11 protein-coding genes and 10 tRNA genes are annotated in these 12800 nt (G+C 42.0%); 19 read left to right on the forward strand and 2 right to left on the reverse strand.

What is annotated here, in order from left to right:
* The first annotated feature begins 49 nt into the window (after positions 1 to 49).
* On the forward strand, positions 50 to 1030 hold the full coding sequence (lplA, locus tag ERX37_RS00395; RefSeq protein WP_133428678.1) for a lipoate--protein ligase: 981 nt from the start codon (positions 50 to 52) through the stop codon (positions 1028 to 1030).
* 60 nt (positions 1031 to 1090) lie between these two features.
* Here the strand turns inward: lplA and ERX37_RS00400 are convergent, their stop codons facing one another.
* Positions 1091 to 1291 carry an IDEAL domain-containing protein gene (locus ERX37_RS00400; RefSeq protein WP_133428679.1) on the reverse strand — a complete coding sequence of 67 codons (201 nt, stop codon included), beginning with the start codon at positions 1289 to 1291 and terminating at the stop codon, positions 1091 to 1093.
* Between the two features lie 190 nt (positions 1292 to 1481).
* On the opposite strand from ERX37_RS00400, the gene ERX37_RS00405 reads away from it, so the two are divergent.
* From ERX37_RS00405 to ERX37_RS00470, 14 genes are all read left to right on the forward strand, one after another.
* Complete coding sequence (locus tag ERX37_RS00405; protein WP_133428680.1) at positions 1482 to 2042, forward strand: competence protein ComK; 561 nt, start codon at positions 1482 to 1484, stop codon at positions 2040 to 2042.
* A 78-nt stretch (positions 2043 to 2120) separates the two neighbouring features.
* Positions 2121 to 2195 (forward strand) — tRNA-Asn (locus tag ERX37_RS00410).
* 1 nt (position 2196) lies between these two features.
* Positions 2197 to 2285: transfer RNA gene (locus ERX37_RS00415), tRNA-Ser, on the forward strand.
* A 93-nt stretch (positions 2286 to 2378) separates the two neighbouring features.
* Complete coding sequence (locus ERX37_RS00420; protein ID WP_133428681.1) at positions 2379 to 5399, forward strand: efflux RND transporter permease subunit; 3021 nt, start codon at positions 2379 to 2381, stop codon at positions 5397 to 5399.
* Between the two features lie 212 nt (positions 5400 to 5611).
* Positions 5612 to 5685 (forward strand) — tRNA-Met (locus ERX37_RS00425).
* Positions 5686 to 5689: 4 nt separating this feature from the next.
* Positions 5690 to 5762 (forward strand) — tRNA-Asp (locus tag ERX37_RS00430).
* A gap of 10 nt (positions 5763 to 5772) precedes the next feature.
* Positions 5773 to 5845, forward strand: a tRNA-Phe gene (locus tag ERX37_RS00435).
* 7 nt (positions 5846 to 5852) lie between these two features.
* Positions 5853 to 5925, forward strand: a tRNA-His gene (locus ERX37_RS00440).
* 16 nt (positions 5926 to 5941) lie between these two features.
* A tRNA-Gly gene (locus tag ERX37_RS00445) sits at positions 5942 to 6015 on the forward strand.
* Positions 6016 to 6022: 7 nt separating this feature from the next.
* A tRNA-Asn gene (locus tag ERX37_RS00450) sits at positions 6023 to 6097 on the forward strand.
* A tRNA-Glu gene (locus tag ERX37_RS00455) sits at positions 6098 to 6169 on the forward strand.
* 42 nt (positions 6170 to 6211) lie between these two features.
* Positions 6212 to 6300, forward strand: a tRNA-Ser gene (locus tag ERX37_RS00460).
* Between the two features lie 106 nt (positions 6301 to 6406).
* The gene (locus tag ERX37_RS00465) at positions 6407 to 6880 is read left to right on the forward strand and encodes a PH domain-containing protein (RefSeq protein WP_165981925.1); all 474 of its coding nucleotides are present in this window, start codon (positions 6407 to 6409) and stop codon (positions 6878 to 6880) included.
* Between the two features lie 18 nt (positions 6881 to 6898).
* Positions 6899 to 7159, forward strand: coding sequence for a hypothetical protein (locus tag ERX37_RS00470; protein ID WP_133428683.1), 261 nt, complete (start codon positions 6899 to 6901; stop codon positions 7157 to 7159).
* Positions 7160 to 7212: 53 nt separating this feature from the next.
* Here ERX37_RS00470 and ERX37_RS00475 read toward each other — a convergent pair whose 3' ends face one another.
* Positions 7213 to 8133, reverse strand: a complete 921-nt coding sequence (locus ERX37_RS00475) for a 1,4-dihydroxy-2-naphthoate polyprenyltransferase (RefSeq protein WP_133428684.1) — start codon at positions 8131 to 8133, stop codon at positions 7213 to 7215.
* A gap of 141 nt (positions 8134 to 8274) precedes the next feature.
* Between ERX37_RS00475 and ERX37_RS00480 the strand changes: the two genes are divergently transcribed.
* The 4 genes from ERX37_RS00480 to menB are packed head-to-tail and all read left to right on the forward strand — an operon-like array spanning position 8275 to position 12745.
* Complete coding sequence (locus ERX37_RS00480) at positions 8275 to 9507, forward strand: isochorismate synthase (protein ID WP_133428685.1); 1233 nt, start codon at positions 8275 to 8277, stop codon at positions 9505 to 9507.
* Complete coding sequence (gene menD, locus ERX37_RS00485) at positions 9504 to 11168, forward strand: 2-succinyl-5-enolpyruvyl-6-hydroxy-3-cyclohexene-1-carboxylic-acid synthase (protein ID WP_133428686.1); 1665 nt, start codon at positions 9504 to 9506, stop codon at positions 11166 to 11168. Before ERX37_RS00480 ends, menD begins: the two co-directional genes overlap by 4 nt.
* Positions 11146 to 11934, forward strand: a complete 789-nt coding sequence (gene menH, locus ERX37_RS00490; RefSeq protein ID WP_133428687.1) for a 2-succinyl-6-hydroxy-2,4-cyclohexadiene-1-carboxylate synthase — start codon at positions 11146 to 11148, stop codon at positions 11932 to 11934. The genes menD and menH overlap by 23 nt, the downstream gene beginning before the upstream one ends.
* Positions 11927 to 12745, forward strand: coding sequence for a 1,4-dihydroxy-2-naphthoyl-CoA synthase (gene menB, locus ERX37_RS00495; RefSeq protein WP_133428688.1), 819 nt, complete (start codon positions 11927 to 11929; stop codon positions 12743 to 12745). Before menH ends, menB begins: the two co-directional genes overlap by 8 nt.
* Positions 12746 to 12800: the final 55 nt, after the last annotated feature.

The raw sequence follows: 12800 nt of genomic DNA on the forward strand, positions 1-12800 counted from the left end.
TTTCTTTTGGTACTGTCAGATTAAAGGATTGTATAAGGGAGGAACTAGCTTGAAGTTTATCAGTAATAATAATATAACGGATCCGCGCATCAATCTCGCGATGGAGGAGTATGTACTGAATCATCTGACAGACGACTCTTATTTTCTATTCTATGTCAATGAACCTTCTATTATCATCGGAAAAAATCAGAATACGTATGCAGAAGTTAATCAGAAGTATGTTGACGAAAATAACATTCATATTGTAAGACGAATTTCAGGCGGCGGCGCAGTCTATCATGATCTTGGAAACCTTAACTTCAGCTTTGTGACGCATGCAGATGCTGACAGTTTTCATAACTTCAAGAAGTTCACGATGCCAATAGTTGAAGCACTTCATTCAATGGGCGTTAAGGCAGAGATGTCAGGTCGTAACGATCTGCAGGTCGGTAGCCGTAAAATATCTGGCAATGCGATGTTCCAGGCAAAGGACCGGATGTTCTCTCACGGCACATTGATGCTCGACAGTAATATAGATGAAGTCGTCAGAAGTTTATCGGTCAGTGAAGAGAAGTTAATAACAAAAGGTATCCGTTCCATCCGTTCGCGTGTTGCAAATATCACGGAATTTCTGGATGAACCGATACCAATGGATGATTTTAAACAGAAACTACTGAATTATATTTTTGATGGTCATGTAGAGGAGTATGTTCTTTCTGAGGACGACTGGCAGGCTATTCAGAAACTGAGCGAAGACAAGTATCAGACGTTTGAATGGAACTATGGTCAAAATCCGGACTATAACTTTGAAACAAAAGAGAAGTTCCCAGGAGGACTCGTCGATCTTAAACTGAATGTCAGCAAGGGTCGCATTACAGAAGCCAGAATTTTTGGTGATTTCTTCGGAGTAGGAGAGATCAAGGAGATTGAGGATAAATTAATTGGTGTTCCCCATAACACTGAAGCTGTAGCAGAAGCAATTAAGGATATTGATTTCGCTCATTATTTCGGTCGAGTAGAACGTGAAGAATTTTTAAGTTTAATCGCATAAAAAATAAGAGGTTAATCACTAGGTGGTTAATCTCTTATTTCTATTCTACCGCTATTACCATTATATAGCCGTCAGCTTTTTAAGCGCTGCTGTATATTGCATAAATGCTGTTTTGTCATGTTTAAGTAATGCATCTTCAATTAACTGGGCATATTCTTTCTTCTGGTGTTCACGTAATGCATCCTCAATCAATAATTCTATATATAAGTCATTCAGATTCTCAATAAACATCTCAAGTCCGTTCTGATTTAACTGTTGCATCGTTAACGCCCCCTTTTGAATGATTGTTCCCAGTATAGCGAAAAATTAAACCCAAAACAACAATATTCTGAAAATTCTAAATAAAATTTTGTTTTTTAAATATCATGTAAAAATTGTAAAAAAATGATTTATTTGCACTTTTTAATATATAAAATAAGTATAATGAATAAAACACTTACTGGAGGCCGGAATGGCGACATATCGCTATATCATTCGCGAAACGACAATGTTTATTCGTCCTGTGATGGAGAATCATAAGCTGAAATCAGAAGTAAAAGAAATGGGGAAGCCCCCCTTTATTATTGAACAGAAGCCGCTGACCATTATTGAGCAGTCCTGCCATTTCTATAATACGACTTATACAGCACGTAAAGAGACTACACGAATCATCGCAGATATTTGTCACAAACCGCCTATTATTATTAAACCTGAAACTTCTACTTATTTCTTTCCGAGTCATAGTGACCGAGTAGCAGAATGCTACTGGTTTAATTTAGGTCTGATCAAATCGTACTGTAAAGGGAAATTTAATGATAGCCGTATTGAGTTTGATGATGATACGATTGAGATTTTTCCGATCAGTCATCACATCATCAATACGCAGTATCTGCATAGCATCAAATTAGAGTACTGCCTGCGCACAAAGTCGATTAAGAATAACCATATAGATAAGGAAGTAGATTACAAGAGATCGTCACTTAGTATATACGAAGTACTCGCAATGTATGCAATGATTGAGAAGAGAGTGTAAATTTTCTGTAAAAAAATTTACTAAAAGACTTGTAAAATAATCTGTAATTGTTATAATAAATCTTGTCTTAAAAATTAATCCACAGTAGCTCAGTGGTAGAGCTATCGGCTGTTAACCGATCGGTCGTAGGTTCGAGTCCTACCTGTGGAGCCATGGAGATGTACTCAAGTTGGCTGAAGAGGCGCCCCTGCTAAGGGTGTAGGTCGGGAAACTGGCGCGAGAGTTCGAATCTCTCCATCTCCGTTAACGAAACCATCACAATTGTGATGGTTTTTTTTGTTTATACGTGACCTATCTGACTTTTTAAGGAATAATAGAGATAAATAAGGAGGCGCTATGAATCTAATTAAACTGAGTATTAAACGTCCTGTACTAACAATAATTACGATGCTGCTTGTGATTATATTAGGTGTTATTTCCTTGACACGTATCCCGCTGAAACTGATACCAGACATCAGTCCACCTGTGGCTGTGGTCGTGACGAGTTATCCGAATGCTGGCCCTGAAGAGGTGAATCAGAAGGTGTCGACACCTCTTGAAAGGGAACTCTCGACTGTGCAGGGACTGGACGAAATCTCCACCCAGTCCCAGGAGGGCTCTAGTCTGATTTTGCTTAAACTGGATTGGAATACAAATGTGAAGGATATTGAGACAGATGTCCTGCAGAAAATCAGTAATGTCAATCTCCCTGACGATAGTCAAAAACCAAGGTTTTTAAAATTTGATCCCTCACAGCTACCCGTCATTCAGTTTGGACTGAGTTCAGATCTGCCGGCTAATCAGTTTAATGGTAAAGTAGACCAGTTGACTGAGGAACTGAAAAGAATTGATGGAGTTGCGTCAGTAGATACAAATGGTAGTCTGTCAAAAGAAATTGAAATTACGGTTAAACCGGAGGATTTAAAGAAGAGCGGTCTGACATTCAGTCAGCTTTCGAAGCTGATTGCGAGTCAGGACATCAGTCTTGCCGGTACTAATATTGTGCAGGATGATCGTGTGATTTCTACGCGTATCCTGTCGGATGTTGATAGTTTAAAACAGCTGAAAGATTTACCTATCACTGAAGTGATGAGTCAGACGGTCAGGTTATCCGATGTAGCGACAGTGGAGGAGAAAACTGTTCAACCTGAGAGTATTACGAGAGCAGCAGGGCAGCCTGCTGTTCTGGTCAATGTGCTGGAAATGTCAAATGCAAATACGACAGCAGTTGCGAATCAATTTCAGCAGACGCTGGATGACAAGTTAAATTCATCTGCATACAAGGGAATGGAAGCCACTGTATTGTTCAGTCAAGGGGATTATATTAATCGTTCAATCAAGTCTATCGGCACATCATTGCTGCTCGGTGCAGTTTTTGCGATGGCCGTCCTGTTTGTCTTCCTGCGCAATATCAGAAGTCCACTGATTATCGCAGTCGCTATTCCATACTCTGTGATTTTTACATTTGTACTGATGTTCTTTTCCGGTTTTACACTGAATATACTGACTCTCGGTGGACTGGCACTGGGTGTAGGGATGCTGGTCGATAATGCAATTGTTGTGATTGAGAATATCAACAGACATTTATCGATGAGAAAAACCCCGAAGATGGCTGCCTACGATGGTGCAGTAGAAGTTGCTGGTGCCATTACAGGCTCAACATTGACGACTGTCGTTGTCTTTTTGCCTGTCGTCTTTATATCAGGTATTATAGGAGATATTTTCAAGGAATTCTCTGCTACGATTGCATTCAGTCTTATTGCCTCACTCGTAGTGGCTCTGACAGTAGTGCCTATGCTTGCAAGTCGCTTTCTCAAGGAACCTAAGGAAGTGGGTAGGCCTGCATACCAGAAACTGATTAATCGCGTTCTGATGGCAGCTATCCGCCATAAAATCATGACACTGGCAGTCGTTATAGGTCTGATTGTACTCAGTGCCTTCAGTTTAATTAAAGCAGGCATGATTTTCCTGCCGGAGACTGATGAAGGTTTTATGACGGTCAATGTAGACATGGGTAACGGTGTCGAGAAATCCGTGACACGTGATGCACTTGAAGAGATGACAAAACAGCTTGATCAGGAATCGTCGATTGATTATGTTTTAAGTGTTGCTGCGGTATCTTCACGTGGTGGTATGGGTGGTTCAGTTAATGAGAATGAAGGTGCTATCTATATTAAAATGAAGCCGCTGAGTGATCGTTCTGTATCGACGAGTGAACTGAGTGATCGTATACAGCCTGAGCTTCAGAAGATAGCTCGTCAATATGAATCGCAGGCGGAAGTTACTCTGCAAAGTTCGAATTCAACGGGCACAGATGCCAAAAGTTATACATTCAATCTCTCGCATCCGTCGAGACAGTTGCTGCTGAAGGACGAAAAGAAACTGACTTCAGCACTAGGCAAAATTGAGGGTGTCACAGCTGTAGAAAACAACCTGACGGATACAACTGAAGAGCAGGTTATCGTGCTGGACAGAGAGAAGATTGCAGCGAATCAGCTGAATACGAGCGAAATTGCATCAGAAATCAGTACATTGATGCGAGGACAGTTTTTATTTACACTGCCGTTGAATGACCAGCTTGAGGATGTTTATATTAGAATGCCTGAAGAAACAATCACTGAGCGATTGGATGATATAGTGATCGGTAGAAATGGCAGTAAGGTGATTACACTGAAAGAAATATCTGAAGTGAGAAGAATGGATAGTCCGGAGAAAATAGAGACAATCAATAAAAACCAGGCACTACAGTACACACTGACGTTAAAGTCAGGCACATCTTCTTCAGAGATTAAGGATGCTGTAGATAAAGTGGCAGCAGAGCAGAAGCTGGATATTGAGACACAGCTGACAGCTTCAGGGGACCAGGCACTTATTGATGATGCCAAGGATGATTTGATTCTGGCACTTATACTTGCCGTACTGCTAGTCTATTTTGTAATGGCTGCGCAGTTTGAGTCATTTAAATATCCGTTCATCATATTGATGACGGTACCACTGACTATTATTGGAATAGCACTGAGTATGTTCGTCACACGTATACCCCTCAGCTTATCAGTTATGATTGGTATGCTCGTGCTGGTCGGTATTGTAGTGAATAATGGTATTGTACTAGTAGATTTCATTAATCAGAGGCGACGTGAAGGTCTCACTAAATTAGAAGCAGTTACTGAATCCGTTACACTTCGTACGAGACCTATTCTAATGACTGCACTCACCACTATTCTGGGTCTTATCCCGGTTGCGCTTGGTCTAGGAGACGGCGGAGAAATCAATCAGCCTATGGGAATCGTAGTGATCGGTGGACTGTTATTCAGTACATTCCTGACGTTGATTATTATTCCAGTAATTTATCTGCTCTTTGAGTTCAGAAAAAATTAATGAGTTAAACAGACGAAACAATAAAATGGTTCGTCTGTTTTTTTATATTGATGTAAATTTACCTGTTGACGTCTTTACAATTTCTTTATATACTTAAAAAGTCCTTTAAAAAGTAGCGGATTGGTACAGTTCAATATAACCCATTACACTTTTTAATGTTTGACTATAGTGCTCTATAAATGATATATTTACTGAGTAACATTTTTTATTAACGCGGGATGGAGCAGTCTGGTAGCTCGTCGGGCTCATAACCCGAAGGTCGGTGGTTCAAATCCGCCTCCCGCAACTTTGGTCCCGTGGTGTAGCGGTTAACATGCCTGCCTGTCACGCAGGAGATCGCCGGTTCGATCCCGGTCGGGACCGCTTTTTTTATGGCTCAGTAGCTCAGTCGGTAGAGCAATGGATTGAAAATCCATGTGTCGGCGGTTCGATTCCGTCCTGAGCCACCTTTTGGCGATTGTGGCGAAGTGGTTAACGCACCGGATTGTGGTTCCGGCATTCGTGGGTTCGATTCCCATCAGTCGCCCTTATATTTTAAAATTGCGGGTGTAGTTAAATGGTATAACCTCAGCCTTCCAAGCTGATGTCGTCGGTTCGATTCCGATCACCCGCTCCATTATTATTCCACAGTAGCTCAGTGGTAGAGCTATCGGCTGTTAACCGATCGGTCGTAGGTTCGAGTCCTACCTGTGGAGCCAGGCCCCTTGGTCAAGCGGTTAAGACACCGCCCTTTCACGGCGGTAACACGGGTTCGAATCCCGTAGGGGTCATATATCAGAGGTGAAATATCGCTTCTGATTTTTTTATATTATGGAGGGTTGTCCGAGCTGGCCGAAGGAGCACGCCTGGAAAGTGTGTAAACGTCACAAGCGTTTCGAGGGTTCGAATCCCTTGCCCTCCGTTAATCGAAGCTTTCATCTGATGAAAGCTTTTTTCTTTTGCCGTAGTAACTGATGCATATTTTAGCTATAATAAATATAATTATTTCATAAAGAATGGTGTCTGATATGAAGAAAAAGAAGGTAACAATCCGTAAAGCATTAGAGCAAACTGAATATCCGATTGTCTATAAGAAATTTTCCAAGATGTTTAAGGTGATTAAAAAGAGCGAACGCCGTTTCTTTATTAAGCTTTTAAAGGTCTTCTGTACGGAAATTAAAAATAATGAACAGATTTATTATGCTTCAGCCAGTCAGCTTAATTTGAATCAGCGAGGCCTTATTCTGTTATTGAATAACCGTTTACTGCTTGTTCATAGTAAAGAACGTTCAAAAATTATTCATTTTGATCAGATTAAGTTCAGCAAAATCAGTGAGATAGACTTCGAAAGAGATGATAGTGATATGAGTGACGAGAAATATGGCTCGCTCTTCTTAAAAGTTGCCCGTAAAAATATGGGCAGCCGTAACTATAATATTCGGGGGATTCTAAAAGAAGACTTGCCTGAAGTGACAGAATTCATTAAAATAAAAATGTCATAATGATGAGGAGACAAAGGGATGAATATTGATAAACTTGTACAATATGCAGAATTAAAAGCAGGACAATTTGGTGTGGACTACCGTGAGAATCACGAGGAAGACACAGTAGCTGAAATTGAGCCGAGCAAAATCACAGCACAAGGCACATCGATTGTACTTGATTATGATAAGCAATCTTACACAATTGATCTGACACATTCTGGTGTAGCGGGTACGGTAACGAATGAAGATGCTCAAATTGTAGCTGAGCGGATGAATGAGTTTTATCGTTATAGTTAATAAAGTAATCAAAAAAGCGCAAAATCAACTGATTTTGCGCTTTTTTGATTGAATTAAATACCGGTAATCGCCGATAAATAGATTCCGATGGCGAGTAAGAAACCGAAGATAGTATTAAACTGACCTGTTACTTTCATTGCAGGCATTAACTCCAGCGGCTGATCCGCTGCAAAAAAGCGTCTGACAGCTTTAATCGGCAGATTAGCGCTCAGGATAACAATCAAAAGGAACAATGAACCATAATCTTTAGTGAATGTCACATAGAAGATGACAAGAAAGCTGATAAGATAAAGGAGAGCCATAGTGATGATAGCAATCGTCTTACCGACCAGAATAACAAATGTTCTACGACCGCTTGCTTTATCTTTGATGCGGTCCCGGATATTATTAGCCATATTGATCATACCGATGTTGATGGAAACTGGTATGCTCATGATCGCTGGATAGAAACTGAGATGACCGGTGTGGATATAGAACGTAATCATGATGATGACGAAGCCCATGAAAAAGCCTGCGAAAATTTCTCCGAACGGTGTCCATGATATAGGGACGGGACCACCTGTATAGAGGTAGCCGACAGCCATACAGACAATACCTACGATCAGTATCAGCCATGATGACTGTGAACAAATATAGAGACCGAGTATAGCAGCGACAATATAAAAGGCGACGGCAAGATTATAGACAGACTTCGGTGACATGCCGTTACGGACGATAGCCCCGCCGATACCCACTGAAGTATGGTCATCCAGACCGCGCTTGTAATCGAAGTATTCATTGAACATATTCGTTGCTGCCTGTATCAGTAGGCATGCAATCAACATGACCATAAGCAGGTCAACTCGAACATCACCAAACATTTTGGCTGCTGCAGTACCGACCAGTACCGGTACAAATGAAGCAGTGAGTGTATGCGGACGCATCAGGTGATAATATTTTTTGAAACCAGTCTGAGCTGTAAGGTGTTCTGACATTTCAAATCTCCTATTCTACAATATCTGCTTAAATTCTATGCTTTATTGAAATCTTAGTCAATGGAGGAGCGAGAATCTCACGCAGGAAGCTGAAAAATGTTAAAATAGTTAAGACTATAAGAATTGAAGGAAGCTGAACGTATGTCGAAGGAAAAAATACAGGTAATAGAGCGAATAGGAGCAGCCGCATCTCCTGATCAATTATTTAATATGACTGCCGATTTTAAAGGTGCACGTTATTTCTACATGAATAAAGACCGAAGTGAATGGCTCATAGGTCTGGGCCATGCTTATATCATTAAAGAAGAGTCGCGCTCACCTGAAAAAATCAGTGAAGCGTATCAGGCATTGCTGGCACGAGTAGATGGAGACCACCATGTCCGTCTGTTTGGTGGATTTCAGTTTGACGATGGCACAAGTGAGCTCTTCGAAGGTTTCGGGCACAGTCATTTTATCTGGCCGAAAATCCAGATTCTCTACCGGAATAATGAACTGCTGTTCAGCTACACGGATATGACAGAAGAAGAAATCGATGGCTGGTATCATGAGCACCATGCTGACAGACCTGTCATCCAGACAATCAGTAATTTAGATGAGGAAAAGTTCCTTAACAATGTCAGAATGGCTGTTGAAGCAATGGACAATCAGCTGTTTGATAAAGTGGTGCTATCCAGACAGAAGAAAATTGTGGCCGAAAATCAGATCGACAGCAGCTGGCTGATTGAAAACGGGCTCAAAAACTTAGAGAACAGCTATCTAGTGCTGCTGGAAGAAGGGAATAAGTTATTTGTCTCCCGGACACCTGAACAGTTAGTGAAAGTGGAGAACAATCAGCTGTCAACCAATGCTATTGCTGGGACCATGTCGCGCAGTATAGCAGACGCTGAAAAAAAATTATTGGCTGATGGCAAGAATTTATTTGAACATCAGATTGTTGTCAATAGTATAACGGCGGATATTCAGGATTTTACAACAGGACTTAAAATACCGGAGACACCGGGTATACTCGCTAATAACTTCTTTTACCATCTGTATACACCTATTGAAGCAATTATTGAAGAAGGCGATATCCTATCAGTCAGTGATGCACTTCATCCGACGCCGGCACTAGGGGGTTACCCTAAAGAAGAGGCGGCACGTTTTATTGAACGAGTTGAAGGAGACCGCGGATTTTATGGTGCGCCGATGGGTTATATCACGCCTGATATGGACGGAGAATTCGTGGTTGCCATTCGTTCAATGCTGGTGGAGGGTAATACTGCTGTATTATTCGCTGGATGCGGAGTTGTTAAAGACAGCATACCTGAATCAGAATTATACGAAACTGAGATCAAATTTAAACCGATGCTTCAGTTACTGGGGGTTTCACAATGAAAAATGAAGCACTAACTCGGCAAGTTTTCCATGTGATTAAAAGACTATATGATTATGGTGTGCGCGAAGTGGTCATTGCACCAGGGTCCCGCTCTACACCACTTGCGATGGCGTTTGAAGTTCATTCTGAACTGAAAACATATATTCATCCGGATGAACGAGGAGCTGCGTTTTTTGCACTGGGTTTAATTAAAGCAACTGAACGTCCTGTTGCGGTTATTTGTACTTCCGGCACAGCTGCGAGTAATTTCACACCTGCAGTATCTGAAGCATTTATCAGTGGATTACCACTCATTATTTTGACGGGTGATCGTCCGCATGAACTGCGGAACGTAGGTGCGCCTCAAGCAATCGATCAAGTTAGAATGTTTTCAAACTTTATTAAGTTCGAGATTGACTTCCCGATTGCTGATTTATTTGAATCGCCGCATGATTTAATTGAAGCGACTTTTCTGCAGGCCTCTCATTACTTTACGGGCTCGGACCGGGGACCTGTCCACTTCAATCTGCCTTTCCGTGAACCGCTGATCCCTGATCTGGATGCAGTGGAGCTGCTGCAGGCGGAACCGGTCACTTCTTTTGATGTAGGTCAATCCGTTGATTTATCAGGACTGAAGACACTTATTCAGAAGGGCAATGGTATCATGGTCGTCGGAGATTGTCAGCATCAGTCATTAGGATCTATTCTCCAAGCAGCTGAACACTATAGGCTGCCGATCATTGCGGATATTTTAAGTCATCTGAGGCAGCATGAGCATCATCATATTATTCGTACCGGAGATACGCTGTTTAAATGTCAGCCGGATATTGCTGCTGATTTTATTATACGAGTAGGTAAACCCGTCGTATCCAAGCAATTAAATCAATGGCTGGCAAAACAGAAGTGTCCGCAGATTTTAGTCCAGGAAAAAAGTGAGCCGGATACATTTCCTGTCGTACCGGACTATCATTTCAATATGAAGCCTGCTGCGTTTTTCAGCTCGATGCTAAATATGGATGTTGAAGTTCATAATAGTCTCGTAGATCTATTCAAGCAGTACGATGACTGTCTGACAGAGGTGATTGATGCGCACGTAGAAAGTGTGGACGATGAAGGTACAGTAGTGGCCAGACTGCTTGAGCAGATACCTGAAGATGAGATTGTTTTCTTCGGTAATAGTATGCCGATTCGAGACGGCGATACCTTTATGATTCATAGTCGTGCACGAGTCTTCTGTAATCGCGGTGCAAACGGCATAGATGGCGTGGTCTCAACAGCTTTAGGTATGGCAGCACACAGCATGGTCAATCTTTTTATTGGTGATATCTCTATGTATCATGATATGAATGGTCTCATCATGCATAAACTTGAGCGTTTTAATATCCGCTTTATCGTGCTTAATAATAACGGTGGAGGGATATTCAGCTATTTACCTCAGAAAAAAGAGGAGCAGTTATTTGAACGTCTATATGGCACGCCGCTTAACCTTGATTTCAGTCATGCAGCGGCACTATATGAACTCGATTATACATCAGCCGCTCAGAGCGACGAAATCACACTGCCAGAGAGTACACATGCACTCTACGAAGTCATAACAGATCGTGAAGAAAATTATCAGGCCCATCAGTCACTTTACCGGAAAGCGAAGGTTGCACTCGGTGCATTATCAGCTGACTCATAATGGGCATGACCATGTCATGATTATGCTGCATGGCTTTATGGGTGATAGTCGTGCCTTTGAGCAAGCGGCAGGCAGATTGAGTCATGAGATGGATATTCTACGTATAGACCTGCCGGGCCATGGGACTGATGAGAGTGAGAGAAGCATTATCTGGTCTTTTGACTGGCTTATTGAGCAGTTGAATCAATTGATTGAGCCATTGCGGCAGAATTATAAAAAGCTGACGCTTTACGGCTATTCGATGGGAGGGCGCATTGCACTTTATTATGCGCTGAACTATTCAGTCGATGCGCTGATACTTGAGAGTACGTCTCCCGGATTGAAGCAATCAACTGAGCGACAGGCAAGGCAGCATATTGATGAAGCACGAAGTGTCAGACTGGAGACGGACTACCAGCAATTCGTTGAAGAATGGGAGCAACTCCCTCTTTTTAAGCCGGCAGCACCTCTGTCTGACACAACGGCCGCAAAACTTCATACGATGCGCAGTAGTCAGGATCCACAAGGTCTTGCTAAAGCCCTCCGTGATTATGGAACCGGCAGTCAGCCCGATTTATGGCCGAAGCTCTCATTATTGACGATACCGGTGCTGCTTCTGACAGGTAGACAGGATGAGAAGTTTAAAATAATCAATCAGGAAATGGCAGAGCATCTTCCAGCATGTCAGCATACAGAAGTATCAGCGGGTCATTCAATTCATGTGGAACATCCGGAAATATTTGATACAATAGTATTAGAATTTATTAAGGAGGCATACTATGTCTAGAGTGTGGGAAACAGTTAAAGAATATAAAGAGATTAAATATGAATACTTCGAAGGAATCGGTAAGATCACAATCAATCGTCCTGAAGTACGTAATGCATTCACACCCAATACTGTAATGGAAATGATTGATGCATTCAGTCGTGCACGTGATGATCAGAGAATCGGTGTCATCATCTTAACAGGTGAAGGCGATATGGCATTCTGTTCAGGCGGTGACCAAAAGGTACGTGGGCATGGTGGTTATGTCGGAGATGATAATATTCCTCGTCTTAACGTATTGGATTTACAGCGTTTAATCCGTGTTATTCCTAAGCCGGTAATCGCGATGGTCCGTGGCTATGCAATCGGTGGTGGACATGTTCTTCATATCGTCTGTGACTTAACGATTGCAGCAGACAATGCACGTTTCGGTCAGACAGGTCCTAAAGTCGGTTCATTTGATGCTGGATACGGTTCTGGCTACTTAGCTCGTATTGTCGGCCATAAAAAAGCACGTGAAATCTGGTACTTATGCCGTCAGTACAATGCACAGGAAGCACTCGACATGGGCTTAGTTAATACAGTGGTACCTCTTGCAGAGATCGAAGATGAGACAGTGAAATGGTGTAAAGAAATTCTTCAGCACTCACCAACGGCACTGCGATTCCTGAAAGCTGCGATGAATGCAGATACTGATGGACTTGCAGGTCTTCAGCAGTTTGCAGGCGATGCCACACTTCTTTACTACACATCTGATGAAGCAAAAGAAGGTCGTGACGCTTTCAAAGAAAAACGTCAGCCGGACTTCGATCAGTTCCCTAAATTCCCATAAGAATCAATCAACTTACGCGTCTGCTTATTAAGCAAGCGCGTATTTTAATAAAGGA

It is taken from the genome of Macrococcus hajekii, from assembly GCF_004359505.1.
In the GTDB taxonomy this organism is placed as follows: domain Bacteria; phylum Bacillota; class Bacilli; order Staphylococcales; family Staphylococcaceae; genus Macrococcus; species Macrococcus hajekii.